The organism is Amycolatopsis sp. NPDC004625 (assembly GCF_040609695.1).
Lineage (GTDB): Bacteria > Actinomycetota > Actinomycetes > Mycobacteriales > Pseudonocardiaceae > Amycolatopsis.
In genome coordinates this window covers 292,329-317,505 of sequence record NZ_JBEXKX010000001.1, presented here as the reverse complement: position 1 = coordinate 317,505, position 25,177 = coordinate 292,329, and the positions used below count along the sequence as shown (strand labels likewise).

At 72.4% G+C, this 25,177-nt stretch carries 21 protein-coding genes and 1 riboswitch; of the genes, 7 read left to right on the top strand and 14 right to left on the bottom strand.

Annotation, left to right across the window (positions count from 1 at the left end; all coding sequences use genetic code 11):
• Nucleotides 1-2: 2 nt before the first annotated feature.
• Nucleotides 3-854: a fumarylacetoacetate hydrolase family protein gene (locus ABZW17_RS01465; protein WP_354808464.1), complete on the bottom strand. Its 852-nt coding sequence runs from the start codon at nucleotides 852-854 to the stop codon at nucleotides 3-5.
• Between the two features lie 202 nt (nucleotides 855-1,056).
• On the opposite strand from ABZW17_RS01465, the gene ABZW17_RS01460 reads away from it, so the two are divergent.
• Complete coding sequence (locus ABZW17_RS01460; protein WP_354808462.1) at nucleotides 1,057-2,274, top strand: multidrug effflux MFS transporter; 1,218 nt, start codon at nucleotides 1,057-1,059, stop codon at nucleotides 2,272-2,274.
• Nucleotides 2,275-2,289: 15 nt separating this feature from the next.
• Here the strand turns inward: ABZW17_RS01460 and ABZW17_RS01455 are convergent, their stop codons facing one another.
• Entirely contained in the window at nucleotides 2,290-2,550 is a 261-nt protein-coding gene (locus ABZW17_RS01455) for a hypothetical protein (RefSeq protein WP_354808460.1), read from the bottom strand.
• A 54-nt stretch (nucleotides 2,551-2,604) separates the two neighbouring features.
• Here ABZW17_RS01455 and ABZW17_RS01450 point away from each other — a divergent pair, with 54 nt between their 5' ends.
• Complete coding sequence (locus ABZW17_RS01450; RefSeq protein WP_354808458.1) at nucleotides 2,605-3,348, top strand: MerR family transcriptional regulator; 744 nt, start codon at nucleotides 2,605-2,607, stop codon at nucleotides 3,346-3,348.
• Here the strand turns inward: ABZW17_RS01450 and ABZW17_RS01445 are convergent.
• Entirely contained in the window at nucleotides 3,317-4,540 is a 1,224-nt protein-coding gene (locus ABZW17_RS01445) for an FAD-dependent oxidoreductase (protein ID WP_354808456.1), read from the bottom strand. The two genes, ABZW17_RS01450 and ABZW17_RS01445, sit on opposite strands and share 32 nt — an antisense overlap.
• Before the next feature lie 215 nt (nucleotides 4,541-4,755).
• Here ABZW17_RS01445 and ABZW17_RS01440 point away from each other — a divergent pair, with 215 nt between their 5' ends.
• The 3 genes from ABZW17_RS01440 to ABZW17_RS01430 all read left to right on the top strand — a co-directional run bounded on the left by ABZW17_RS01440 (nucleotide 4,756) and on the right by ABZW17_RS01430 (nucleotide 9,102).
• Nucleotides 4,756-4,956: a hypothetical protein gene (locus tag ABZW17_RS01440; protein WP_354808454.1), complete on the top strand. Its 201-nt coding sequence runs from the start codon at nucleotides 4,756-4,758 to the stop codon at nucleotides 4,954-4,956.
• A gap of 59 nt (nucleotides 4,957-5,015) precedes the next feature.
• Complete coding sequence (locus tag ABZW17_RS01435) at nucleotides 5,016-6,995, top strand: SDR family oxidoreductase (protein ID WP_354808452.1); 1,980 nt, start codon at nucleotides 5,016-5,018, stop codon at nucleotides 6,993-6,995.
• 328 nt (nucleotides 6,996-7,323) lie between these two features.
• Nucleotides 7,324-9,102 carry a hypothetical protein gene (locus ABZW17_RS01430; RefSeq protein WP_354808450.1) on the top strand — a complete coding sequence of 593 codons (1,779 nt, stop codon included), beginning with the start codon at nucleotides 7,324-7,326 and terminating at the stop codon, nucleotides 9,100-9,102.
• Nucleotides 9,103-9,104: 2 nt separating this feature from the next.
• Here ABZW17_RS01430 and ABZW17_RS01425 read toward each other — a convergent pair whose 3' ends face one another.
• On the bottom strand, nucleotides 9,105-10,238 hold the full coding sequence (locus tag ABZW17_RS01425) for an NAD(P)/FAD-dependent oxidoreductase (RefSeq protein ID WP_354808449.1): 1,134 nt from the start codon (nucleotides 10,236-10,238) through the stop codon (nucleotides 9,105-9,107).
• A 95-nt stretch (nucleotides 10,239-10,333) separates the two neighbouring features.
• Complete coding sequence (locus ABZW17_RS01420) at nucleotides 10,334-11,656, bottom strand: PLP-dependent aminotransferase family protein (RefSeq protein WP_354808447.1); 1,323 nt, start codon at nucleotides 11,654-11,656, stop codon at nucleotides 10,334-10,336.
• A 75-nt stretch (nucleotides 11,657-11,731) separates the two neighbouring features.
• Between ABZW17_RS01420 and ABZW17_RS01415 the strand changes: the two genes are divergently transcribed.
• Nucleotides 11,732-12,388 carry an O-methyltransferase gene (locus tag ABZW17_RS01415; protein ID WP_354808445.1) on the top strand — a complete coding sequence of 219 codons (657 nt, stop codon included), beginning with the start codon at nucleotides 11,732-11,734 and terminating at the stop codon, nucleotides 12,386-12,388.
• 1 nt (nucleotide 12,389) lies between these two features.
• Here ABZW17_RS01415 and ABZW17_RS01410 read toward each other — a convergent pair whose 3' ends face one another.
• Both ABZW17_RS01410 and ABZW17_RS01405 read right to left on the bottom strand, forming a co-directional pair.
• Entirely contained in the window at nucleotides 12,390-14,228 is a 1,839-nt protein-coding gene (locus ABZW17_RS01410) for a transglycosylase domain-containing protein (protein ID WP_354808443.1), read from the bottom strand.
• Between the two features lie 102 nt (nucleotides 14,229-14,330).
• Nucleotides 14,331-15,050, bottom strand: coding sequence for a GntR family transcriptional regulator (locus ABZW17_RS01405; protein WP_354808441.1), 720 nt, complete (start codon nucleotides 15,048-15,050; stop codon nucleotides 14,331-14,333).
• Nucleotides 15,051-15,266: 216 nt separating this feature from the next.
• Between ABZW17_RS01405 and ABZW17_RS01400 the strand changes: the two genes are divergently transcribed.
• Nucleotides 15,267-15,455, top strand: coding sequence for a hypothetical protein (locus tag ABZW17_RS01400; protein WP_354808439.1), 189 nt, complete (start codon nucleotides 15,267-15,269; stop codon nucleotides 15,453-15,455).
• A 41-nt stretch (nucleotides 15,456-15,496) separates the two neighbouring features.
• Here the strand turns inward: ABZW17_RS01400 and ABZW17_RS01395 are convergent, their stop codons facing one another.
• The 7 genes from ABZW17_RS01395 to ABZW17_RS01365 form a co-directional block, all read right to left on the bottom strand.
• The gene (locus tag ABZW17_RS01395) at nucleotides 15,497-16,864 is read right to left on the bottom strand and encodes an L-serine ammonia-lyase (protein ID WP_354808437.1); all 1,368 of its coding nucleotides are present in this window, start codon (nucleotides 16,862-16,864) and stop codon (nucleotides 15,497-15,499) included.
• A 14-nt stretch (nucleotides 16,865-16,878) separates the two neighbouring features.
• On the bottom strand, nucleotides 16,879-17,880 hold the full coding sequence (gene lipA, locus ABZW17_RS01390) for a lipoyl synthase (RefSeq protein ID WP_354808435.1): 1,002 nt from the start codon (nucleotides 17,878-17,880) through the stop codon (nucleotides 16,879-16,881).
• Nucleotides 17,877-19,151 carry a serine hydroxymethyltransferase gene (glyA, locus tag ABZW17_RS01385; protein ID WP_354808433.1) on the bottom strand — a complete coding sequence of 425 codons (1,275 nt, stop codon included), beginning with the start codon at nucleotides 19,149-19,151 and terminating at the stop codon, nucleotides 17,877-17,879. The genes lipA and glyA overlap by 4 nt, the downstream gene beginning before the upstream one ends.
• Nucleotides 19,151-19,528 carry a glycine cleavage system protein GcvH gene (gene gcvH / locus ABZW17_RS01380; protein WP_354808431.1) on the bottom strand — a complete coding sequence of 126 codons (378 nt, stop codon included), beginning with the start codon at nucleotides 19,526-19,528 and terminating at the stop codon, nucleotides 19,151-19,153. The genes glyA and gcvH overlap by 1 nt, the downstream gene beginning before the upstream one ends.
• A 13-nt stretch (nucleotides 19,529-19,541) precedes the next feature.
• On the bottom strand, nucleotides 19,542-20,642 hold the full coding sequence (gene gcvT, locus ABZW17_RS01375; RefSeq protein WP_354808429.1) for a glycine cleavage system aminomethyltransferase GcvT: 1,101 nt from the start codon (nucleotides 20,640-20,642) through the stop codon (nucleotides 19,542-19,544).
• Nucleotides 20,643-20,708: 66 nt separating this feature from the next.
• Nucleotides 20,709-23,540 carry an aminomethyl-transferring glycine dehydrogenase gene (gene gcvP, locus ABZW17_RS01370; protein WP_354808617.1) on the bottom strand — a complete coding sequence of 944 codons (2,832 nt, stop codon included), beginning with the start codon at nucleotides 23,538-23,540 and terminating at the stop codon, nucleotides 20,709-20,711.
• Nucleotides 23,541-23,579: 39 nt separating this feature from the next.
• Nucleotides 23,580-23,678, bottom strand: a riboswitch (glycine riboswitch).
• A gap of 169 nt (nucleotides 23,679-23,847) precedes the next feature.
• The gene (locus ABZW17_RS01365) at nucleotides 23,848-25,140 is read right to left on the bottom strand and encodes a helix-turn-helix transcriptional regulator (protein ID WP_354808427.1); all 1,293 of its coding nucleotides are present in this window, start codon (nucleotides 25,138-25,140) and stop codon (nucleotides 23,848-23,850) included.
• Nucleotides 25,141-25,177 lie beyond the last annotated feature (37 nt).

Sequence of the window (25,177 nt, the reverse complement as noted above, 5' to 3'; positions counted from 1 at the left end):
GGTCAGGCCTGCCTCGCGGTCTGGCGCTGCCGGCCGAGCCCGTCGATCTCGAGCTCGATGACGTCGCCGTCGCGCAGGTAGGGCTTGGGGTCGGGCTGCCCGAGCGCGACCCCCTCCGGGGTGCCGGTGTTGATCAGGTCGCCCGGCCGCAGGACCATCACCTGGCTGAGGTGGTGGACGATTTCGGCGACACCGAAGATCATGTCCTTGGTCGACGAGTCCTGCTTCTTCTCGCCGTTGACCCACAGCCGCAGGCCCAGGTCCTGCGGGTCGGGCACCTCGCTCGCCGGGACCAGCCCCGGGCCGAGCGGGTTGAAGTTCTCGCAGGACTTGCCCTTGTCCCACTGGCCGGTGCGGAACTGCAGGTCGCGCTCGGAGACGTCGTTCGAGACGACGTAGCCGGCGACGTGCGCCAGGGCCTCCTCGACGCTCTCGAGGTAGCGGGCGGTCTTGCCGATGACGACGCCGAGCTCGACCTCCCAGTCGGTGGCGGCCGACCCGCGCGGGATGAGGACGTCGTCGGCCGGGCCGACCACGACGTCCGGCGCCTTCAGGAACACGACCGGCTCGGTGGGCGGGGTCGCGCCGGTCTCCTCGGCGTGGCGGCGGTAGTTCATGCCGATGCAGACGACCTTGCCGGGCCGGGCGATCGGCGAGCCGACGCGCAGGTTCCCGGCGTCGGCCGGCGGCAGCTGCCCGGCGGCGAGCGCGGCGGCCGCCCGCGCGATGCCGTCCGCGGCGAGGAAGCCGCCGTCGACGTCGGCGGTCAGCCCGCCCAGCTCGTAGGTCGCGCCGTCGTCGGCACGCACGAACGGACGTTCACTTCCCGGCTCCCCGAGGCGCACAAGCTGCACGGATATTCCCTTCACCCACTGACCAGACATCCGATGTATATCGCAGTCGTGACCGTCGATCCAGAGCCATCGCCGAATCGGTCGCAAAATTGATCGGATCAGTATCGGTTCACTCTCCGCGCGACCACGCGGTGTCACCGATCACAGCCGGAATAGCACCGGCGTCCCGGCCGCTGGTCCATCAAGGAGCGAAAGGACGGGCATGACCACCACGGCGGAACGTACCGCGCCGAGCCGGCGGGCGCAGCTGAAGTTCGTCCTCGTCCTCGGCGGCCTGACGGCGTTCGGGCCCCTGTCGATCGACATGTACCTGCCCGCGCTGCCGCGGATGGCGGCCGACCTGCACGCGGCGGACAGCACGGTCCAGCTGACGCTGAGCGCGTTCATCGTGGGGCTGGCCCTGGGCCAGCTGGTGCTCGGGCCGCTGTCGGACGCGCTCGGCCGCCGCCGGCCGCTGCTGGCCGGGCTCGCGCTGTACGTCGTGGGCTCGGTGCTGTGCGCGGTGAGCCCGGACGCGTGGCTGCTGGTCGCCGCGCGGTTCGTGCAGTCGCTCGGCGCCGCGGCGGGGATCGTGATCGCGCGGGCGACCGTCCGCGACCTGTTCTCGGGCACCGCGATGACGAAGTTCTTCTCGACGTTGATGCTGGTCAGCGGCCTGGCCCCGATCCTGGCCCCGCTCGTCGGCGGCCAGCTGCTCACCTGGACGTCGTGGCGCGGGGTGTTCGTGGTCCTGACGGCGTTCGGCGTGCTGCTGCTGGCGGTGGTCGTGTTCTTCCTGCCGGAGCCGTCGCCTTCGCGGTCACCGCTGCGGCTCGGCCAGGTGATGCGGACCTACGGGCGGCTGGCGCTGGACCGGTCGTTCGCGGGGTACGCGCTGGCGTCGGGCCTGCTGTTCGCGTCGATGTTCGCCTACATCTCGGGCTCGTCGTTCGCGCTGCAGGGTGTGTACGGGCTCAGCCCGCAGGCGTACAGCGTGGTGTTCGGCCTGAACGGCGTCGGCATCGTGCTGGCGGGCCAGCTCAACGGCCGGCTGGTCGGCCGGGTCCGGGAGCGGGCGTTGCTGCGGTCCGGGCTGCTGCTCGGCGTGACGGGCGGGGCCCTGGTGCTGCTTTCGGCTTGGGCGCGGCTGCCGCTGCCGGTGCTGCTGGTGTCGCTGTTCCTGCTGGTGTCGAGCATCGGCCTGGTGATGCCGAACGCGAGTTCGCTGGCCCTGGCCTCACACGCCCGCTCGGCCGGGGCGGCTTCGGCGTTGCTGGGGGTGCTGCAGTTCGTGGTGGGCGCGGTGGCGACGCCCCTGGTCGGCCTCGGCGGCCCGGGGACGGCGGTACCGATGGCGGCGACCATGGCGGGCTTCGCGGTGCTGGCGCTGGTCGCCTTCCTTGCGCTGGCCCGCCCGGTCGTGAGTGAGAAACAGGGTTAGAACACGGTTTCTCACTCACGAGGGTGGTGCGAGGAGGCGTTCGAGCTCGTCGGCGGCCGGTTCGTGGCCGGCGTCGGCGATCCGCTGCAGCTCCAGGAGGTCCTTCGCGGCGACCGCGCGGCGGGTGAGCAGCTCGCCGGCGTGGTCGCTGCCTTCGTCCAGCAGCTCGCTGAGCTCTTCGACGTCGCCGCGGGTGTCGGCGAGGTCGGCCAGGCGGTCCAGGGCCGTTTCGTTGCCCTCGTCGGCGAGGGCGCGCAGGGTCTCGTGGTCGGTCATGGGTCCAGCATGCACCGTTGCCCCAGGGTCAAGGTCAAGTGCGAGGATGGCCGGGTGCTCACCATCGGACAGCTCGCCGGGTACGTCGGGGTGACGACCCGGACGATCCGCGTCTACCACGCGAAGGGCCTGCTCCCCGAGCCGGACCGCGACGCGTCCGGGTACCGCCGCTACCGCGCGGCCGACGCGGTCGAGCTGATCAGGATCCGCACGCTCGCCGAGGCCGGCGTCCCGCTGGCCCGCATCCGCGAGCTCCGCGCGGGCGACGGCCTCCGGTCGGCCCTCCAGCGGATCGACGACGACCTCACCTCCCGGATCGCCGGCCTGGAGGCGACCCGCTCCCGCCTCCGCCGGCTGGCCGCGGGCGACCTCTCGCCCCTGCCGGACGAGGTGGTGTCCTACCTCGGCCGGCTGCCCGGCATGGGGTTCAGCGAGCGGTGGGTGGCGCTGCAGAACGACCTGTGGCTGCTGGTGTTCGCCACCCACCCCGAGACGGCCCGCGCGAACTTCCGCGACCAGTCGGCGATGCTGGCCGATCCGGCGTTGCTCGCCCTGGTCCTCGAGTACGACGGCGTGCACGACCTCGACCCGCACGACCCGCGCGTCGACGCCTTGGCATCCGCGCTCGTTTCGGCCACCCGAGCGCGCTACGGCCCGGATTTGCCCGCGTACGAACAAGGTTCGGCGATCCCGGCGTTGGTGCAGGGCGCGGTCAACGCGTCGTCCCCCGCGTGGCGGCGGCTCGACGCGTTGATCCGCGAAACCCTTACGCCAGCGAAGCCAGGTCCGCCGTCTTGAGCTGGTCCGCCGTCACCTTCGCGCGGCCGTCGACCAGCGCTCCCAGCGCGTCCCCGTCGTCCCACATGTTCACGTTCATCGCCGCCGCCACTTCGCCGTCGCGGAGCCAGAACGCGGTGAACTCGCGCGCGGCCAGGTCGCCGCGGACCACCAGCTCGTCCGACGCCGGGTCCGCCAGGCCCCGGTACTCGCACCCCAGGTCGTACTGGTCGGTGAAGAAGTACGGCGAGGCCAGGAACGGCTCGTTCTCCCCCAGCAGGTTCTGCGCCACGTGCGCGCCCTGGTCCTTCGCGTTCGCCCAGTGCTCCACACGGACCCGGCGGCCGAAGCGCGGGTGGAAGTGGGACGCGATGTCGCCCACCGCGTACACGTCCGGGGCCGCCGTGCGCAGGCCCGCGTCCACGCTCACGCCGCCGTCGTCCGCCAGTTCCAGGCCCGCCGCGTGGGCCAGCTCGACCCGCGGGGCCGCGCCCACCGCGATCAGGACCACGTCCGCCGTGATCTCCTCGCCGCCGCCGAGCCGGACGCCGCGGACGCCGTCCGGGCCGCCCGTGATCTCCGCGACCTGCTCGCCCAGGCGGTAGTGCACGCCGTTCGCTTCGTGGAGGTCGCGGAACACCCCGCCGACCGTCTCGCCGACCACGTTCGCCAGGGGCACCGGCACCGGGTCCACCACCGTCACGTCCGCGTTGTGCGTGCGGGCCGCCGCGGCCGCCTCCGAGCCGATCCAGCCCGCGCCGACGATCACCACGCGCTCGGCCGCCGCGAAGGCCGACCGCAGCTTGAGGGCGTCGTCGAGGGTGCGCAGCGTGTACAGGCCCGGCAGGTCCCCGCCCGGGACCGGCAGCTGCCGCGGCCGCGATCCGGTCGCCAGCACCAGGCGGTCGTAGCGGTGCTCACCGCCCGCGTCGTCCAGGACCAGCCGGGCGCCCAGCTCGATCCGGGTCGCCGTGACGCCGGCGCCGAACCGGATGTCCTTCTCGGCGTAGAACTTCTCTTCGTGCACCCAGTCGGGTTCGTCGGCGTTGCCGAGCAGCACGCCCTTCGACAGCGGCGGCAGCTCGTACGGGCGGTGCGGATCCGCGCCCACCAGCAGGACTTCCCCGGGGTAGCCGCGCTCGCGCAGCGCGGCCGCGGCGGACGCCCCGCCGAGCCCCGCACCGACGATGACGATCTTCCGCGGTTCCGACATCCATACCTCCCAGAGACGGCTACTCCGCCGCCGACGCTACTCCCGAAGAGGCCGTCCCACGACCGGGGACTACGCCGAAAACCCGCGAAGCGCAAGACAAAACCCGCGAGTAGGCAAATCGGGTGAACCCGCGTCATAGCGCCGCCGGGCCCCGCTCCCACCCTCGCACGACAGGACAGGGACGACCACGACGAGGGAATCGGAGGGTGGCGACCATGAGTCGGGGCGAGTGGTCGATCGGCTGCCGCGATCTGGCCGGCAGGCGCAGGGACGTGACGGTGTTCGTCAGCAACGACAAGGTGGTGCTGGTCGCGCCGCCGGGTGAGGCGGCGGTGCTCGGGCCGCTCGACGTCGGACGGCTGCGCGCCGCCCTCCGGGACGCCGTCGTCGCGACGGCGGACGAAGAAGGAAGCTGACAACTACCGTTCCTACTTTCCAGTAGGTTAGAGTCGGGCCCGACGAGAAGGGACCGGCCATGACGACCTACTTCGTGACGGGCGCGACGGGTTTCATCGGGAAGCGCCTGGTCGCGCGGCTGCTGAAGCGGCAGGAGACGTCCGCGGTGTACGCGCTGGTGCGGGAAACCTCCCGCGAGCGCCTGGCCACCCTCGCGCGCGAGTGGCCGAACGCGGACAGGCTGCACCCGGTGGCCGGCGACCTCGCCGAACCCCGGCTCGGCACCGACCCCGCCGGTCTCCCCCACCTCGACCACGTCGTCCACCTCGGCGCGATCTACGACCTGACCGCCGACGAGGAGGCCAACCGGCGCGCCAACGTCGAGGGCACCCGGCACCTGCTCGCCTTCGCCGCCGAGGCCCGGGCGGGGCTGGTGCACCACGTGTCGTCGATCGCCGTCGCCGGCGACCACGCCGGGCGGTTCACCGAAGCCGACTTCGACCTCGGCCAGCGCTTCGCCTCGCCGTACCACGCGACGAAGTTCCAGGCCGAAAAGCTCGTCCGCGAGCAGCACCTGCCCTACCGCGTCTACCGGCCCTCCGCGGTGGTCGGCGACTCGCGCACCGGCGAGATGGACAAGGTCGACGGGCCCTACTACTTCCTCCCGGCCATCTCCCGGCTGGCGGCGCTGCCCCGGCCCCTCCCGCTGGCCGCACCCGGCCTGGGCGCGACGAACCTGGTGCCGGTCGACTACGTCGTCGACGCGATGGACCACCTGATGCACCGGGACGCGCCGGCCGGGACGACCTACCACCTCGCCGCCGCGCGCCCGCAGCCGCTCAACTCCGTCTACAACGCCTTCGCGCGCGCCGCGGGCGGGCCGGTGATCCGGGCCGTGCTGCCGGAAACGCCGTCCGGCGCCGTCCGGCGGGTGGGCCGCCGCCTGGCGCACGCGGCGGCGGCCGGGGTCGACCGCCTGCCCGGCGGCCGGGGCGCCCGCGCGGCCGTCCTCGAAGAGCTGGGCGTGCCGCTGGCCGTGTTGCCGCACCTGACCATGGACGTCGTCTTCGACACCGCGCGCACCACGACGGCGTTGTTCGGCAGCGGCGTCGAACTGCCCGAGCTGCGCGACTACGCGGCCCCGCTGTACCGCTACTGGCAGGCCCACCTCGACCCCGACCGCGCGCGCCGCGGGCACGGGCTGGCCGGGCGGACGGTGCTGATCACCGGCGCCTCGTCCGGGATCGGCCGGGCGTCGGCGCTGGCCGTGGCGGCCAAGGGCGCGAAGGTGATCCTCGTGGCCCGCCGCGCGTCCGAGCTGGAAGAGGTGCGCGAGGAGATCCTCGCCGCCGGCGGCACCGCGGCGGCGCACCCGTGCGACCTCACCGACGGCGACGCCGTCGACGCGCTGGTCAAGGAGGTGCTCGGCGACCACGGCGCGGTCGACATGCTGGTGAACAACGCCGGCCGGTCGATCCGGCGCTCGGTTTCGCTGTCCACGCAGCGGTTCCACGACTTCGAGCGCACGATGGCCATCAACTACTTCGGCCCGGTGCGGCTGATCCTCGGCTTCCTGCCGTCGATGGCCGAGCGCCGGTTCGGGCACGTCGTCAACGTCACCACCCAGGGCCTGCAGACCGACACCCCGCGCTTCTCGGCGTACCTGGCGTCGAAGGCGGCCCTGGAGGAGTTCGGGCTGACGGCCGGGCGCGAGACGCTCTCCGACGGCGTCACGTTCACGTCGGTGCGGATGCCGCTGGTGCGGACGCCGATGATCGCGCCGACCGGCTACCGCGGCATCCCGTCCAGCAGCCCGGAACGCGCGGCGGCGCTGGTGGTGAAAGCCCTGGAAGAACGGCCGGAGATCCTCAGCCTGCCCGAGGGCCGCGCGGCCGAGCTGGCGACGCTCGCCGCGCCGCGGCTGGCCCGGTTCGCCGCGCACCTGGCCTACCGGGCGATGCCGGAGTCCGCGCCCGAAGCGCGCGGCCTGCCCCGCCGGTCCGCGCCGGCGTCGGTCGCCGGGGCGGTGACCCGCCTGATCTGGCGCCGTCGTGCCTGATTTCCGCGAATTCCGCCGAAACGGTGGCACGCGCGGGACGGTACTTCTACCCTCGCGCGAGTCCCGCCGATCCGGGCGGGCTTCGACTGGGGAGTACGGAATGCCGGTAATCAGCACTGGGGAACGACCCGCCGTGAGCGACCAGACGGCCGCGATCGGCACGGCCCGGCGCACGCTCGGGTGACGTCCGCCGGAGCCGGGCGGTGTGCCCGGCTCCGGCCTCCCGGGCGGCTCCCGCCGCACCCCGGTGGTGCGGTCCGAGGCGGGGGTCACCCCGGCCGCTACCATCGCTTCCCGGGTGCGGTCGGGAGCGGAAGGTGGGTGAGGCGTGGACGTGGCGAGTCCGGTACGCGCCGCCACGACGCCGGAACCCCCGAAGACCACGCGCCCGAAGCTGCGCTGGAGCATCCACGCCGGCTGGGTGCTGCTGCTCGCGCTGGCCACCGAACTCCGCGTCGGCCGCTTCGGTTTCCACCCCTCCGACCAGGGTTTCATCCTCGCCCAGGCGTGGCGCGTGCTGCACGGCGAAGTCCCGCACGCCGACATCATCTCCGCCCGCCCGCTCGGGTCCGCGGTGCTGCACGTCGCCGACTACGCCCTGCCGATGCCGCTGTTCTTCGGCTCCAGCTTCCTGTCCATGATCGAGATCATCGTGGCGACGATCGCCTTCGCCACCCTGGTCACGCGGCGCCGGGTGCTCGACTGGGGCCCGGGGATGACGGCGATGGTGGCGGCCGCGTCGCTGATCAACCTCAACGCCTTCCCGCTGATGGCCTGGCACACCGTGGACGGCATCGCGCTGACCGCGTGCGGCGCGTGGGCCCTGGACGCGGGCCTGCGCAGCGGCCGCGCGCTCGCCCGCCGCGGCGGGCTGGTGCTGCTCGGCTGCGCGGTGTTCGTCAAGCAGAGCTTCGCGCTGGCCGCGGTGATCGGCGTGCTGTGGCTGGTGCTGCACCCGGCCACCCGGACCGGCGCGCGCCGCGCGCTCCGGCTCGTCCTCGACCTCCTCGCGCTCGGTGCGCCCGGGCTGGCGTACGTGGCCTGGGTGAGCCTCGGCGGCGGGTTCACCGAGATGGTCGAGCAGCTCACCGGCGGCGTGCCCGCGTACGGCGAGCGGCTGCTCGGGCTGTGGCTCGACGACCCGGAGATGCTGACCAAGGCCCCGGTGCGGGAGCTGAGCTTCTTCGCCGCGATCGCCGTCGTGCTGCTGGCCGTCCGGCTGCCCGGCGACCGGCTCGGGGTGGCCGGGCGGGTGGCGTCCTGGGTGCTCGTGCTCGCCGGCGCCGCCGCGGTGGTCTGGACCGTCGTCGACGGCCGGTTCACCGGCTCCTCGCGCTGGGCCGACGTCCTGTGGTGGATCGTCGCGGTCAGCGTGCCGGTGAACGCGGCCGTCCGGCGGAGGGTGCCGTGGGCCGGGCTGCTCGTGCTCGCCACCGGGTTCATGACCAGCCTGTCCTGGGGCAACGACACCCCGACCCTGCTCACCGGCACCCTGGCCCTGACGTCGTTGCTGCTGCTGAGCCACCTCGTCCCGCCGCGGCCCCGGCTCGCCCGGCGCTGGGTGACCGCGACGGCCGGGCTGACCGCGGTGGCGGTCTGCGGCTGGGTCGTCGTCGCGCGGCACGACCAGGCCGCCTACCTCGACCTCGGGCACGACCGGCTGACCGAGGACCTCGGCGCCGTCAGCCCGGCGATGGCCGGCATCCGCACGAACCCCTCGACGTTCCGGTACGTCAGCCAGATCCGCGACTGCCTCGACCGCTTCCCGGCCCCGCGCACGGCGATCCTGCCGGACAACGCGTTCGCCTACCCGGCCTTCGGCCTGCGCAACCCGTTCCCGCTGGAGTGGCCGCTACCGCTGGAGATCGTCGGCGACGCGCCCCAGCGGATGCTGGCGACGACGGACGCGCTCAACCGCGAAGGCGGCTACCTCGTGCTGTTCCAGACGGTGCCGAGCCGCCTGCTGGCCACGGGCGGCCCGGTGCCGGACCAGGTGCCGGCCGACACGCCGGTGTTCACCTACCTCGGCCTGGAGACGGCGCTGCAGGCCCGGCTGACCGGCCGCGTCGTGACCTGCGGCAGCTTCGTGGGCAAGTACGCGCCCTGACCTCAGGACGCCTGCTCGCGGCCCTGCACCAGGTCGAACAGCTCCCGCGGGACCTCGCCGTCGCCGAACAGGCTCTCCAGGAGGACGGCCTCGTCGACCGGGTTCGCGCTGCGGGTGAACATGGCCGCCTCGTACCCGGCGAGCGCGGCTTCGACGTCGCCGGGGTGCGCGGCGAGTGCCTGGCCGAGCTCGGCGCCGTCGAGCATGGCCAGGTTCGCGCCTTCGCCGTTCGGCGCGGTGAGGTGGGCGGCGTCGCCGACGAGGGTCGCGCCCGGCACGCGGTCCCAGCGCAGGCCGACCGGGAGCGTGTGGTGCGGCCGCAGGACCGGTGCGGTGTCGGCGTCGGTGATCAGTGCGGTGAGCTCCGGGGCCCAGCCGTCGAACTCCGCCGCGATCCGCGCGGCGGCCGCGGCGGGGTCGGTCCAGTCGATGGCGGCGAACCAGTCGAGCGGGCGGGTGAGCGCCACGTAGGCGTGCAGGGTGTCGCCGCTTTCCCGGTGTGCGCTGATCGACTCGTCCGGCGTTCCGCCGTTGGCGGCCATGGAGCCGCCGCCGACCGCGGCCGCGGTGGCCGGGTGCCGGGTGTCGGCGTCGTGGAGGTAGGTCTCGACGAACGCGTCACCGACGTACTCGGGCACGGCGTCGGTGAGCAGCGGCCGGACCTTCGACCAGGCACCGTCGGCGCCGACCAGCAGGTCCGTGACGACGGTGCGGCCCTCGGCGAAGGTGACTTCGTGGCGGCCGTCGGCGAGGGTCCGGGCTCCGGTGGCCTTGTGTCCCCAGTGGACGGTGCCGGCCGGCAGCCCGTCGAGCAGGATCCGCCGCAGGTCGGCCCGCAGGACCTCCGGGCGGCCGCCGGTGCCGTCGTCGGTCTTCTCGAACAGCAGGGTGCCGTTGCGGTCGAGGATCCGCATGGCCTGGCGGCCTTCCAGGACCAGGCCGCGGAACTCGTCCACCAGCCCGGCCGCCTCGACGGCGAGCTGGCCGTTGTAGTCGTGGATGTCGAGCATCCCGCCCTGCATCCGCGCCATCGGCGAGGCTTCCGCTTCGTAGACGTCGGCCGCGATGCCGTGGACGTGCAGGACGCGGGCCAGGGTCAGGCCGCCGAGGCCGGCGCCGATGATCGTGACGTGCATGAGTGCTCCTTCGGGGATCGGTGCGACACCCGAAGCCTGGCGACGATCACTGGTGCGGACCGCACACCCGGCTGGCACGCCCCTGGCAGGCCCTGTCAGTCGGCCAGCAGGTCGTCCGGGCTTCCGCTCGCCAGCCCGGCCAGGACGTCGAGGGCCGAAGCCAGGGTCTCCAGCGGCGGGGCCGAGACCGCGAGGCGCACCGCGTTCGGCGCGTGCCCCGGCAGCACCGCGAACGCCGCCGCCGGGGACAGCGCGATCCCGCGGCGCGCCGCGGCCGCGACGAACAGCTCCGCGCGCCACCGCTCCGGCAGCTCCCACCAGCGGTGGTAGGACGCCGGGTCGCCGCGCAGGCCCGGCAGTTTCTCCGCCACCACCACCGCCCGCGCGGCGGCGTCCCGGCGTTTGGCCGCCTCGACCTCGGCGAGGGTGCCCGTCACGATCCACCGCGTCGCCGCCTCGACGGCGAAGCGGGACGCCGCCCAGCCGCCCGAGCGCACCGACGACGCCAGCCGCGCGGTCCACGGCGGCGGCGTCACCAGGAAACCCGCGGTCAGCCCGGGGGCGACCCGCTTGGACAGGCTGTCGACGAACACCGTCCGGTCCGGGGCGAAGGCGGCGAACGGCCGGACGTCGTCGCGCAGGAACGTGTAGATGCCGTCTTCGATCACCGGCAGGTCGAGCCGGGCCACGACCGCGGCCAGCTCCTCCCGGCGCCGCACGGACATCGTCGTGCCGAGCGGGTTGTGCAGGGTCGGCTGGACGTAGAGCGCGCGCACCGGCCCGGCCGCGGCCAGCGCCGCCGGGACGAGGCCGTCGTCGTCGGTGTCGATCGGCACGAGCTCCACGCCGAGCCGGGCGGCGAGGGCCTTGACCACCGGGTAGGTCAGGGACTCCACCGCGAGCCGCTCCCCCACCGGCACGAACGCGGCGATCGCCGCCGCGAGGGCCTGCCTGCCGTTGCCGGTGCACAGCACGGTCGCCGGGTCCGGCCGCCAGTCGCCGCGGGCCAGCAGGGCGGCGGCCGCCTCCCGGGCCGGTTGGGTGCCCGCGGCGCCGATCGGGTGCAGGGCCGCGGTCAGGACGTCCTCGCGCAGCAACGGTTCCAGCGCCTTCGCCAGCCGCGCGGATTCCCCCGGCAGGACGGCGAAGTTGAGCTCGAGGTCGACGCGGGCGCCGCCGGGCTCGGCGAGCGCGGGTTCGGGCGGCGGCTTCGCCGCGCGGACGAACGTGCCGCGGCCGACCTCGCCGACGGCCAGGCCGCGCCGGACGAGCTCGCCGTAGACGCGCGCGGCGGTCGAGCCGGCGATCCCGCGCTGCCGCGCGAACCGGCGCTGGGGCGGCAGCCGGTCGCCGGGCCGCAGCCGGCCGGCTTCGATGTCGGCGGCGATGGCGTCCGCGACGACGCGGTAGTCGTCCATGTCTGCCTTCACTTCCGCCGGGAACGCTCTCGGCGAGCATGATCCCATCCGGGCTAGATTGACTCCGGAGGTGCCATGACCGACCAACTCTGGACCGAAGTCGACGACTACCTCGCCGGCGCGTTGCTCGCCCCCGACCCCGTGCTCGACGCCGCCCTCGCCGACGCGAGCTCCGCCGGGCTGCCGCACATCGCCGTCGCGCCCAACCAGGGCAAGCTGCTGCACCTGCTGGCCCGCATGTCCGGCGCGCGCACGATCCTGGAGATCGGCACGCTCGGCGGGTACAGCACGATCTGGCTCGCCCGCGCTCTGCCGGCCGGCGGCAAGCTCGTGACCTGCGAGTACGAGCCGAAGCACGCCGAAGTCGCGAAGGCCAACCTGGCGCGCGCCGGGTTCGGCGAAGACGTGGTCGACATCCGGGTCGGCGCCGCGCTCGACACGCTGCCGACGCTGGCCGGGCCGTTCGACTTCGTCTTCGTCGACGCCGACAAGGTCAACCTCGCGAACTACCTGCGCGCCACGCTGGAGCTCTCGCGGCCGGGCACCACGATCGTCGTCGACAACGTCGTCCGGCAGGGCCGGGTGGCGGACCCGGGCGACGACGACCCGAACGTCCGGGGCGCGCGGGAGCTGTTCGACCTGCTGGCCACCGAGGACCGCATCGACGCCACGGCGGTGCAGACCGTCGGCGGCAAGGGGCACGACGGGTTCGTGCTGGCCCTGGTCCGGTGAGTCAGCGCGGCGGCCGCGCGGCCGCCGCGAACGCGTGCCAGACGTCGGCCGGCACGACGTCACCGGTCAGCTTCCGGCCGGCCGCGTCCTTGAGCCGCCGGTCGTCGTCGGAGCCGATCCAGACCGCCGTCGCCAGCTGCGGGGTGTAGCCGACGGCCCAGGCGTCCTGGTAGTCGGGGCTGTTCCCGTGCTCGGCCTCGCCGGTGTGCAGGGCCGCGGGGCCGCTTTCGGCGCGCAGGGTCGCGGTGACCTCGCCGGCGATGTGGCGGCTCACCTCGTCGTCGCCGAACGCCGGGCTCGAGGCGTCCGGGTGCGCCCAGACGACCGCGCCGCTTTCGTCGCGCACCTTCGCCACCAGGTGCGGGGTGGCCCGCCGGCCTTCGGCGGCGAAGGTCCCGTACGCGCCCGCGACGTCGAGCGGGCGCAGCGGGTACCGGCCGATCGCGATGCCCGCGCCGATGAGGTAGCCGTCCTTCTCGCGCAGGGTCGGGGCGCCGTCGACGGTGTCCGGAATGCCGGCCTGCCGTGCGGCGTCGCTCAGCGCGTCCGGGCCGAGCTTCTTCGCCAGCCCGGCGAAGGCGCCTTCGGCGTGCTTCGTCAACGCCGTCCGGAGGGTGCACCTCGGGCCGCAGACGTCCGGGTACTGGAAGGTCTCGCCGAGGAAGTCGAGCTTCGTCGGCGCGGGAACGGGCTGGTCCGGGCCGTAACCGCGGCGCAGGGCCGCGGTGAAGGTGAACGGCTGGAACGCCGAGCCGAGCGCGTGCGGGGTGCTCGCGTAGTCGCGGACGCCCTGGTCACCGCCCTGGTAGGCGCGGACGGCCCCGGTCTTCGGGTCGAGGGCGACGAGCGCGCCCCGGAACTCCTTCGGCTCGTCGGCCAGCCTGTCCCGCAACGCCTTCTTCGCGGCGTCCTGCAGGCCGCGGTCGAGCGTCGTCTCGACCGTCAGGTTGCCCTGCTGGAGCCGGCTGAGCGGGAAGCCGTCCTGTTCCAGTTCGGCGAGGACCTGCTGCTTGACGTGGAACTCGTCGTAGGTGAGGCGGCCCGCGCGGGTTTCGGACGGCGGCTGGATCTCGGCGCCGGGGTAGGCCATCGGTTCGCCGTCCTTGACGTACCCGCGGCTCACGAGCTTGTCGCGCACGTACGCCCAGCGCCGCGAGGCGTGGATGTCGCCGGAGGCGGCGGGGTCGTGCACCGACGGCGACTGGATCATCCCGGCGAGGAAGGCGGCCTCGCTCCAGGTGATCGAGTCGTCGAGCTTCTTGCCGAAGTAGGCGTTCATCGCCGCGGCGGGCCCGAACGTGCCGCGGCCGAAGGAGATGATGTTGACGTAGCTTTCGAAGATCTGTTCCTTGCTCTGCTCCTGGGTGATCTTCGTGGCCAGCACGAGCTCGGCGAACTTGCGCCCGAGGGTGGCGTCTTCGTCGCCGGTGGACTTCTTGATGTACTGCTGGGTGATCCCGGAGCCGCCGCCGACCCCGGTGAGGAACGCGCGGCCGATGCCGGTCGGGTCGAAGCCCTGGTTGTCCCAGAAGGTGGGGTCTTCGGTGGCGATGATCGCGTCCCGCAGCTTCGCGGGCACCCGGTCGTAGGGCACGAACGTCCGGTCGCCGCCGGCCGGGACCACCTTGAGCAGCTCGGACCCGTCGGAGTACTGCAGGACGACGGTCTTGTCCAGCCCGGCCAGGACCTCCTGGGGGCTGCGGACGTCGAGCACGAGGTAGGAGATCCAGAACGCGATCAGCGGGCCGCCGACGACCACGCCGAGCGTCCAGGCGGTGATCCGCCGGGCGCGGCGCCACTTCCGGGGTTTCGCGTCTGGTTCGTCCGTCGCCAAGGTCACGAATGGATGACGACCGGACGGGTGACGAGGTTCGGTGAGGAAGCAACGGAAGTTGTCAGGATCCGGTCAGGGTTGTCGGCAGGATCGATTCCGTCGAAATTTTCAGGACAGGAAGGCGCGCAGCAGCGACGCCGTACCCTCGATGTGCTCGGCCATCGCCTGCCGCGCGGCGGCCGCGTCACCCGCCAGTATCGCGTCGACGATGGCTTCGTGCTGAGCGTTCGAATGCTCGAGGTTGGGCGGCAGCAGCGGGATCCGGTCGAGCAGCTGGTTGACGCGGGTGCGGGCGTCGGCCATCGCCGTGGTCAGCGAGCCGGACGCGGTCACCTCGGCGATGGCCAGGTGCAGCCGCGAATCCTTGCGGCGGTAGTCGTCGAGCTCGGCGGCTGCGGCCTCGGCGAGCGTGCCGGTGAGGTGCTGCCGGTCGGCGGGGCTCAGCGACCGGGCGGCGGCCATCTCCGCGGCGCCGGTTTCGAGGACGTACCGCAGGCTCAGCGCGTCCTCCAGGGCGACGGCGTCGACCTTGCCGTCGGGTTCGGGGGGCCCGGGCAGGCTCTCGTTCACGAACGTGCCGCCGTACCGGCCCCGGCGTGACTCGACGTAACCGGCATCGGAGAGCGCCCGGATGGCCTCGCGCAGCGTGACGCGGCTGACGCCCAGCCGTTCGGCGAGTTCACGTTCGGACGGCAGCCGGTCCCCGGCGCCGACGACACCCAGCCGGATGGCCTGCAGCAGCCGTTCGACGGTCTCCTCGAAGGCGTTGCCGGCGCGAACCGGCCGGAACAGCGCTTCGCCGGCATTCACCACCGAGGTCGACTCCATCCCGCGAGTCTAGGCCGCGATCCGGGTCCACTCCGCGCCCGGACACCGCGACGGTCAGTGGTCACCAGGGTACTTTCCGCATCCTCGGAGTGGCCGGCCCCGGCCGCTGCCGGTGACACTGTGTTTTGCGCTCACGGAAAAATCGGTGGAACCCGACGGCCACGGTCGGCAACGATGGAGTGACCGACACCGAACATCGACGCAGGGGGCGATCCGGTGCACTTCTTGATGGCCGAGGACCTGGTCCACGAGCGGGAGAACGAGCTGCGCCACGGCGTGCGCAACCGCCCACCGGGCCGGGCGACGCCCAAGCGCCACCCGGGAACGCGGAAGCAGCAACTGGGCTGGCGCCTGGTCGAAGTCGGCCTGAAGCTGGCCGTCGAACCGGAGGAGAACCGGAACTGACGCGGCACTCCCTCCGGAAGCTCCGCGTCAGGTGACCGGCTTCAGCACTCGATGACGTTCACCGCCAGGCCACCGCGGGCCGTTTCCTTGTACTTCACGCTCATGTCCGCGCCCGTCTCGCGCATGGTCTTGATCGCCTTGTCCAGCGTCACCACGTGGCTTCCGTCGCCGCGCATGGCCATCCGGGCCGCGTGGATCGCCTTGGACGCGCCCACCGCGTTGCGCTCGATGCACGGGATCTGGACCAGGCCGCCCACCGGGTCGCACGTCAGGCCCAGGTGGTGCTCCACCCCGATCTCCGCCGCGTTCTCGACCTGGGCCGGGCTTCCGCCCAGCACCTCGGTCAGGCCCGCCGCCGCCATCGCCGAGGCCGAGCCGACCTCGCCCTGGCAGCCCACCTCGGCGCCCGAGATCGAGCCGGTCTGCTTCAGGATCGAGCCGATCGCGCCCGCCGTGAGCAGGAACGTCACGATCCCGTCGTCCGACGAGTGCCGGATGAAGCGCTGGTAGTAGTGCAACACCGCGGGGATGATCCCGGCCGCGCCGTTGGTGGGCGCGGTGACCACGCGGCCGCCCGCCGCGTTCTCCTCGTTGACCGCCAGGGCGTACAGGCTCACCCAGTCCATCGCGTACAGCGGGTCGTCCGCGCCGTCCTCGGCGAGGAGCTTTTCGTGCAACGCCCGCGCGCGCCGCGGGACCTTCAGGCCGCCCGGCAGGACACCCTCGTGCGTGCAGCCGTTGCGGACGCACTCCGCCATGACCGCCCAGATGTCCAGCAGCCCGGAACGCACCTCGTCGGCCGAACGCCAGGACAGCTCGTTCGCCAGCATGATCTCGCTGATCGGCTTACCCGTCGACGCGCAGTGTCCGAGGAGGTCCGCGCCGGTGCGGAACGGGTACGGCACCGGGGTCGAGTCCTCGACGAACACCGTGTCCGTCTCGTACGACTCGTCGCGGACGAAGCCGCCGCCGACCGAGTAGTACGTGCGTTCCCGCAGCAGCGCGCCCGAGGCGTCGAACGCGCGGAACACCATGCCGTTCGGGTGCGCCGGCAGCGACCTGCGCCGGTGCATGGTGAGGTCGTTGTCCTCGTCGAACGCGATCTCGTGCGTGCCGGCCAGCACCAGCCGGCCGGATTCGCGGATCGCCGAAATGCGGCCCGGCACGGTGTCCGTGTCGATCTCTTCCGGGCGATCACCGGACAGCCCGAGCAGGACGGCTTTGTCGCTGCCGTGGCCGAAACCGGTGGCGCCGAGCGAGCCGAACAGCTCGGCCTGGACGCGGGACACCGACGGCAGGTCCGCGCCGAGTCCGTCCACAAAGGTCAGTGCCGCCCGCATCGGCCCGACGGTGTGGGAGCTCGACGGGCCGATGCCGATGGAAAACAGGTCGAAGACGCTGATCGCCATTGATCCGCCCCTTCCTATCGGGCCAGCAGCGAGCTGGCCTCTTGCGAAGCCGGGCCCTGGTCGGCGAGGTGGGCCAGGTTCTCCGGCAGCTCTTCTCCACGGTAACGCTTGGTCTGGGCGTAGAGCCGTCCCGCGCGGTACGACGACCGCACGAGCGGCCCGGCCATCACGCCCGCGAAGCCCATCGCTTCGGCCGCCTTCGAGTGCTCGACGAACTCCTCCGGCTTGACCCACCGGTCCACCGGGTGATGCCGCGGGGAGGGACGCAGATACTGCGTGATCGTCAAAATCTCGCACCCGGCATCCACCAGATCCTGCATCGCCGGAGCCACCTCGTCGGGGGTCTCGCCCATCCCCAGGATCAGGTTCGACTTCGTCACCAAACCAGCCTCACGCGCCGCCGTGATGACCTCCAGCGACCGCGCGTACCGGAAACCGGGACGGATCCGCTTGAAAATCCGCGGCACCGTCTCCACATTGTGCGCCAAAACCTCCGGACGCGACCCGAACACCTCGGCCAGCTGCGCCGGATCCGCATTGAAGTCCGGGATCAACAACTCCACACCCGTGCCGGGGTTCAGAGCGTGAATCTGCCGAACGGTCTCGGCGTAGAGCCAAGCGCCGCCATCCTCAAGGTCATCACGGGCCACGCCGGTGACCGTCGAATACCGCAACCCCATCGCCTGCACCGACTCCGCGACCTTCCGCGGCTCAGTCCGGTCCAGCTCAGCGGGCTTACCCGTGTCGATCTGACAGAAGTCACACCGACGCGTGCACTGATCCCCACCGATCAGGAACGTCGCCTCCCGGTCCTCCCAGCACTCGTAGATGTTGGGACAACCAGCCTCTTCGCAGACGGTGTGGAGACCCTCGCGGCGCACCAGACCCTTGAGCTCGGTGAACTCCGGCCCCATCCGCACCCGCGTCTTGATCCACGACGGCTTCTTCTCGATCGGCGTCTCACTGTTGCGAACTTCCAGACGCAGCAGCTTCCGGCCCTCGGGCTGGGCGCTCATCGCGAAAGGTCCGCGTACAGCGGGTGCTTCTTGGCCAGCGTCTCGACGCGGTCGCGCAGCTTCGACCGCACGGCGTCGTCGAAGTCCGGTTTGAGCGCCTCGGCGATGATGTCGGCGACCTCGGTGAAGTCGGCCGCCTGGAAGCCGCGGGTGGCCAGCGCCGGCGTGCCGATCCGCAGGCCCGACGTGATCATCGGCGGCCGCGGGTCGAACGGGACGGCGTTGCGGTTGACCGTGATGCCGACCTCGTGCAGCCGGTCCTCGGCCTGCTGACCGTCCAGAGTGGACTGGACCAGGTCGACGAGCACCAGGTGGACGTCGGTGCCGCCGGTCAGCACCCGCACGCCTGCCGACGCGCAGTCTTCCCGCGACAGCCGCGCGGCCAGGATCCGCGAGCCTTCGAGGGTCCGCTCCTGACGCTCGCGGAACTCGTCGCTCGCGGCGATCTTCAGCGCGACGGCCTTGGCCGCGATGACGTGCTCCAGCGGCCCGCCCTGCTGCCCCGGGAACACCGACGAGTTGATCTTCTTCGCCAGTTCCTCGCGGCACAGGATGAGGCCGCCGCGCGGGCCGCCGAGAGTCTTGTGCGTGGTCGTGGTGACGATGTCGGCGTGCGGCACCGGCGACGGGTGCAGCCCGGCCGCGACCAGCCCGGCGAAGTGCGCCATGTCCACCATCAGGCGTGCGTCGACGAGGTCCGCGATGCGGCGGAACTCGGCGAAGTCCAGCTGACGCGGGTAGGCCGACCAGCCGGCGATGATCAGCTTCGGCTTGTGCTCGACGGCCAGGCGCTCGATCTCGGCCAGGTCGACGATCCCGGTCTCCTTGTCGACGTGGTAGGCGACGACGTTGTAGAGCTTGCCCGAGAAGTTGATCTTCATCCCGTGCGTCAGGTGACCGCCGTGCGCCAGGTCGAGCCCGAGGATCGTGTCGCCCGGCTTGAGCACGGCGAACATCGCGGCCGCGTTGGCCTGCGCGCCGGAGTGCGGCTGGACGTTGGCGTGCTCGGCGCCGAAGAGGGCCTTCGCGCGGTCGATGGCGAGCTGCTCGACGACGTCGACGTGCTCGCAGCCGCCGTAATAACGACGTCCGGGGTAGCCCTCGGCGTACTTGTTGGTCAGCACCGAACCCTGCGCCTCGAGCACGCCCACCGGGGCGAAGTTCTCGGAGGCGATCATTTCCAGGGTGGACTGCTGACGGGTCAGCTCGTCGGCGACGGCCGCCGCGACCTCGGGGTCGACGTCGGCGAGGTGAGCGTCGAAAGTCGTCATCAGTTCTCCTGGGTGAGCGCGGCGTAGGCGGCGGCGTCGAGCAGTTCCGGCACGTCCCCGGTCAGGCGCACCTTCAGGAGCCATCCTTCGGTGTACGGGTCGGAGTTGATGACCTCGGGGGTGTCCGATGTGGTGCCGTTCACCTCGACGACCTCGCCGGAGACCGGCGCGTACAGCTCGCTGACCGACTTGGTCGACTCGACCTCGCCGAACACCTCGCCGGCGGTGATGGCCGAGCCCGCGTCGGGGAGCTGGACGAACACGATGTCACCGAGCGATTCGGCGGCGAAGGCGGTGATGCCGACGGTGGCGACGCCGTCCTCGACCTTCAGCCACTCGTGTTCCTTGGTGTACTGCAGGTTCTCGGGGATGCTCACGGTTCAACAGTCCTTACGCGCGGGAGTAGAAGGGCAGGGCGACGACCTCGACGGGCTCGATCCTGCCCCGGATGTCGACGGAGAGCTTGGTGCCGGGCTCGGCGTACGCCCGATCGACGTACGCCATGGCGATCGGGTAACCCAGCGTGGGCGACAGCGCGCCGCTGGTGACCTCGCCGATCACCGCGCTGTCCACGCCGTCGGCGAGCAGCTGGTAACCGTGCCGCGGGGCCCGGCGACCGGCGCCCTTCAGGCCGACCCGCACGCGCGGAACGTCCTGCTTGGACCGCTCTTCCAGCGCCGCGCGGCCGACGAAGTCGCCCGGCTTCTCGAACTTGACCACGCGGCCGAGCCCGGCCTCGAACGGGCTCTGGTCCACGGTGAGTTCGTTGCCGTACAACGGCATCCCGGCTTCCAGCCGCAGCGTGTCGCGGCAGGCGAGACCGGCCGGGACCAGGCCGTGCGGCTCGCCGGTCTCCAGGAGCAGCCGCCACAACGCCGGGGCCTCGTCGGCGTCGACGAACAGCTCGAAGCCGTCCTCGCCGGTGTAGCCGGTGCGGGCGAGCAGGACGTCGTGGCCCTTCACCGACGCCGGGACGCTGGCGTAGTACTTGAGCGCGTCCAGGTCGGCGTCGGTGACTGCGCCGAGGATCTCGACGGCCTTCGGGCCCTGGACGGCGATCAGCGCGGTCGTCTCGGACCGGTCGTCGACCACGGCGTCGAAGCCCGCGACCCGCTCGGCGAGGGCGTCGGCGACGACCTTCGCGTTGCCCGCGTTCGCGACGACCAGGTAGTGCTCGTCGGCCAGGCGGTAGACGACCAGGTCGTCGAGCACCCCGCCCTCGGGGTTGCAGATCATCGTGTACCGCGCCCGGCCCGGCTTGACCCCGGTGAGGTTGCCGACCAGCGCGAAGTCCAGGACGTCGGCCGCCTGCTTGCCGGTGACGTGGATTTCGGCCATGTGCGAGAGGTCGAACAGCCCGGCCGCCTCGCGGACGGCCTTGTGCTCGGCCAGCTCGCTGGCGTAGCGGACCGGCATGGACCAGCCGGCGAAGTCGGTGAACAGCGCACCGAGTCCCTTGTGGACTCCGTGCAGGGAGGTTTCGCGAGACATGGGGGAAATGGTCGCCTTCCGTAGGTGGTCGTGAGTGGTAAGGAGGGTTAGAACCCGCCTAACCACTCACGAGCCGTACTCGCTGAGGGGCGGGCAGGAGCACACGAGGTTACGGTCGCCGCGGGCGCCGTCGATGCGACGCACCGGGGGCCAGTACTTGTTCTTGCGCGAAACACCCGCCGGGAACACGGCCAGCTCGCGGCTGTAGGGCTTGTCCCACTCCCCGACCAGCGTCTCCGCGGTGTGCGGGGCGCCCCGCAGCGGCGACTCCTCCGCGGTCCACTTGCCGTTGGCCACCTCGTCGATCTCGGCGCGGATGGCGATCATCGCGTCGCAGAACCGGTCGATCTCGCCGAGGTCCTCGGACTCGGTCGGCTCGACCATCAGCGTGCCCGCGACCGGGAACGACATGGTCGGCGCGTGGAAGCCGTAGTCGATGAGCCGCTTGGCGACGTCGTCGACCGTCACGCCGGTCTCCTTGGTGATCTGGCGCAGGTCGAGGATGCACTCGTGCGCGACCAGACCGTCCTGGCCCGTGTAGAGCACCGGGTAGTGCGGCGCCAGGCGCGAGGCGACGTAGTTCGCGGCGAGCACGGCGACCTTCGTCGCGGCGGTCAGGCCGGGTGCACCCATCATCCGCACGTAGGCCCACGAGATCGGCAGGATCGACGCCGAGCCGTAGGGCGCGCCGCTGATCGGGCCGACGCCGGTTTCCGGACCGGCGGCGTCGAGCAGCGGGTGGTTCGGCAGGTAGGGCGCCAGGTGTGCGCGCACCGCGACCGGGCCGACGCCCGGACCGCCACCGCCGTGCGGGATGCAGAAGGTCTTGTGCAGGTTCAGGTGCGAGACGTCGCCGCCGAACTCGCCCGGCTTGGCCAGGCCGAGCAGGGCGTTGAGGTTCGCGCCGTCGACGTACACCTGGCCGCCGCCGTCGTGGACGATCTTGGCCAGCTCGTCGATGTCGTGCTCGTACACGCCGTGCGTGGACGGGTAGGTGACCATGATCGCGGCGAGGGTGTCCTGGTGGGCGGCCACCTTGGCGCGCAGGTCGGCCAGGTCGACGTTGCCCTCGTCGGTGCACTTGACGACGACCACGCGCATCCCGGCGAGCACCGCGGAGGCGGCGTTGGTGCCGTGCGCGGACGACGGGATCAGGCAGACGTCCCGGGCCTCGTCGCCGTTCGCGCGGTGGTACGCGCGGATCGCCAGCAGCCCGGCGAGCTCGCCCTGGCTGCCCGCGTTCGGCTGCAGCGACACCTGGTCGTAGCCGGTGACCTCGGCCAGCCAGTCCGCCAGCTGTGCCACGAGCGTGTGGTAGCCCTCGGCGTCTTCGGCCGGGGCGAACGGGTGGATGCCCGCGAACTCGCGCCAGCTGATCGGCTCCATCTCCGTGGTGGCGTTGAGCTTCATCGTGCAGGAACCGAGCGGGATCATGCCGCGGTCGAGGGCGTAGTCCTGGTCGGACAGCCTGCGCAGGTAGCGCAGCATCGCCGTCTCGGAGCGGTGGGTGCCGAAGACCTCGTGCCCCATGAAGCCGCTCTCGCGGGCCAAGCCGTTCGGCAATGCGACGCCGTCCTCGACGTCTTCTTCGACGCCGAACGCGCGCAGCACCTTCGCGGTGATCGCCGGGGTGCTGACCTCGTCGAAGGCGACGCGGACGTGGTCGGCGTCGACGTGGCCGAGGTTGACGCCGGCCGCGCGGGCGGCCGCGTGGACCTCGGCGGCCCCGCCCGGGACCCGCGCGAGGACGGTGTCGAAGAACGACTCGTGCACGACCTCGACACCGGTCTTGCGCAGTGCCTCGGCGAAGCCCGCGGCCAGGCCGTGGACGCGCCGGGCGATCTTCTTCAGGCCGTCCGGGCCGTGGTAGACCGCGTACATCGCGGCGAGCACGGCCGGCAGGACCTGCGCGGTGCAGATGTTCGACGTCGCCTTCTCGCGGCGGATGTGCTGCTCCCGCGTCTGCAGCGCGAGGCGGTAGGCGGAGTTGCCGTCGGCGTCGACCGAGACGCCGACCAGCCGCCCGGGCAGCGAGCGCTCGAGGCCGGCGCGGACGGACATGTACCCGGCGTGCGGGCCGCCGTAGCCGAGCGGGACGCCGAAGCGCTGCGTCGAACCGGCGGCGACGTCGGCACCGAACTCGCCGGGCGAGGTGATCAGGGTGAGCGCGAGGAGGTCGGCGGCGACGGTGAACAGGGCGCCCGCGGCCTTTGCCGACTCGGAAACCGCGTGGTAGAAACCGCGGCCGCGCAGCACACCGGACGCGCCCGGGTACTGGACGACGACGCCGAAGAAGTCGTCCGGCAGGCCGGTCAGCAGGTCGCGCACCTCGACCTCGATGCCGAGGGCCTCGACGCGGGTGCGCACGACGGCGATGGTCTGCGGCAGGCACTCGGCGTCCAGGACGACCTTGTTCGACTTGGACTTGGACGCGCGGCGCATCAGCGTGACGGCCTCGGCGACGGCGGTCGACTCGTCCAGCAGCGAGGCGTTCGCGGTGGCCAGGCCGGTCAGGTCGGCGACCATGGTCTGGAAGTTGAGGAGGGCTTCGAGGCGGCCCTGGGAGATTTCCGGCTGGTAGGGCGTGTACGCGGTGTACCAGGCCGGGTTCTCGAGCACGTTCCGGCGGATGACGCCCGGCGTGACGGTGTCGGAGTAGCCCAGGCCGATCATCTGCGTCATCGGCCGGTTGCGCGCGGCGAGGGCGCGCAGTTCCGCGGTGGCGTCCTCTTCGGACGCGGCGGGCGGGAGCCGCAGGTCACGGGTGGCGCGGATGGCGCTCGGGACGGCGGCGCCGACGAGGGCGTCCAGGCTGCCGTAGCCGCACTCGGCGAGCATCTTCGCGCGTTCGGCCTCGGACGGGCCGATGTGGCGGGCGTCGAACTGCGTGGAAGTGATCGGGAGCTCCTAAGGCCGGGCACACAGCGGTGCGCTGGGAACTCCCCCTCTGTCATGGCACCTGAGAGTTTCACCGTGAGCGACACGGCTTTCACCTTGGGTGAGGCGCGGGTGCGCCTGCTTTCCAGAGTGGCCTCGCGCGAAGCGGTAGCAGGTACCTGAGAGATTCCGGGGAGTTTGCTCCTTCGGTGCCCCACCGACTTCGTGAGGGCTCTCCCGCCTCGGCTCTACGGCCCGATCTGCAGTTGTGGCGGCTACGGTACCCGGCGGGTTCGAGGTCCGTCTACTTCACCCGGGCAACACCACATCAGTCTTCGACCGCGGCTCGACGCACGACCCGCCCGGCCAGCACCGGCGGCCGCCGGACCCGCCCCGACGGCAGGACCAGGCGTTTCAACGGCCCGCCGACCGGCACCGGCGGCCGGCCGGCGCCCAGCAGCACCTGCTCGACGATCTGCTCGGCGAACCAGGCCACCGAGTCGTTGAGCCGGTCCAGGGACGGCCGGTCGCCGTCGAAGACGTCCTCGTCGGCCAGCGTCACCTCGAAGTGCGGGCAGCCGGGCGGGACCGTGACGGCGTCTTCGATCGCTTTCGCGCCCTCCTCGGGGTCGGTGAACCCGGCCTCCAGCAGCGGCTCGCGGTAGATGCGGGCCGCGCGGGCGCGCATCCGCGGCCCGTACCGGACGACGATCGGGAGGCGGCCGGTCAGGTCCGGCACGGCGAGGCCGTGCAGCAGCATGATCGGCGGCACCGAGTGCACCAGCCGCGGCGCGGGTTCGGCCAGCTCACGGGCGGTGATCCGGACCCGGTCGGCCATCGTTTCGGGCAGGCCGAAGTAGCGGAAGTCGACGTTGCCGAAGCCGAGCCCGTCGGCGACCAGCGAGGCGAGCAGCTCGCCGTACCCCCAGATCGGCGACAGCACGACGACCGGCGGCGCGGCGACCACGGGCGACGGCGCGGGCGGCCGCGTCGCCTCCTGCTCGGGCACCTGGATCACCAGCCGCGGCGGTTCGTGCCAGTCGTGCACCTCCGCGACCCGCCAGTACAGCCCGAGCGGCCGCCACAGCTCGCCGAGGACGTCGTGCTCGATGATCCGGCGCACCTCGGCGTCGTCGTGCGGGAAGTCCCGCGGCGGCACGATCCCGACGTAGTGGTGGTAGGTGACGCGGACCTCGTCGCCGCGGGTGGCCGACCGGATCCGCATCTCCCAGTCGACGGGCGACGCGGCGATGGCGTTGGCCACCTGCGTGCCGGGCGAGGAGTAGACGAGCGCGGTGGCCTGCCGGAGGAACTGCCCGGCCCGGTCGATGCCCTCCCTGAGCGCCTTCGCCGCCTGGGCGACGTGCACGGGGCCGGCGAGGGAGTCGGGCAGCACACCGGCGACGCGCAGGAGCTCGGCCTCGCTGAGGCCGGTGACGTCGGCGAGCTGGGCCCAGTGGTCGAAGACGGTGACCTTCGGCGCGTGCCGGTGCTCGATCCAGCTGCGCAGGGTGGAGGTGGGAACGCCGACGCGCCGCGCGGCCTCGTCGAGGGAGAGCCCGCGGGAGCGCAGGCCGGCCCGGACCGCTTCCGCCCACTCGTCGGCGCGCCAGTGCGTCACCTCACAAAGCTAACGAAACCCGCTAGCTTTGCGCAGG

Coding starts and splice junctions, on each gene's coding strand:
- ABZW17_RS01460 (WP_354808462.1), top strand. CDS start 1,057: ATGACCACCACGGCGGAACGTACCGCGCCGAGCCGGCGGGCGCAGCTG.
- ABZW17_RS01455 (WP_354808460.1), bottom strand. CDS start 2,550: ATGACCGACCACGAGACCCTGCGCGCCCTCGCCGACGAGGGCAACGAA.
- ABZW17_RS01445 (WP_354808456.1), bottom strand. CDS start 4,540: ATGTCGGAACCGCGGAAGATCGTCATCGTCGGTGCGGGGCTCGGCGGG.
- ABZW17_RS01440 (WP_354808454.1), top strand. CDS start 4,756: ATGAGTCGGGGCGAGTGGTCGATCGGCTGCCGCGATCTGGCCGGCAGG.
- ABZW17_RS01435 (WP_354808452.1), top strand. CDS start 5,016: ATGACGACCTACTTCGTGACGGGCGCGACGGGTTTCATCGGGAAGCGC.
- ABZW17_RS01425 (WP_354808449.1), bottom strand. CDS start 10,238: ATGCACGTCACGATCATCGGCGCCGGCCTCGGCGGCCTGACCCTGGCC.
- ABZW17_RS01420 (WP_354808447.1), bottom strand. CDS start 11,656: ATGGACGACTACCGCGTCGTCGCGGACGCCATCGCCGCCGACATCGAA.
- ABZW17_RS01415 (WP_354808445.1), top strand. CDS start 11,732: ATGACCGACCAACTCTGGACCGAAGTCGACGACTACCTCGCCGGCGCG.
- ABZW17_RS01405 (WP_354808441.1), bottom strand. CDS start 15,050: ATGGAGTCGACCTCGGTGGTGAATGCCGGCGAAGCGCTGTTCCGGCCG.
- ABZW17_RS01395 (WP_354808437.1), bottom strand. CDS start 16,864: ATGGCGATCAGCGTCTTCGACCTGTTTTCCATCGGCATCGGCCCGTCG.
- lipA (WP_354808435.1), bottom strand. CDS start 17,880: ATGAGCGCCCAGCCCGAGGGCCGGAAGCTGCTGCGTCTGGAAGTTCGC.
- glyA (WP_354808433.1), bottom strand. CDS start 19,151: ATGACGACTTTCGACGCTCACCTCGCCGACGTCGACCCCGAGGTCGCG.
- gcvT (WP_354808429.1), bottom strand. CDS start 20,642: ATGTCTCGCGAAACCTCCCTGCACGGAGTCCACAAGGGACTCGGTGCG.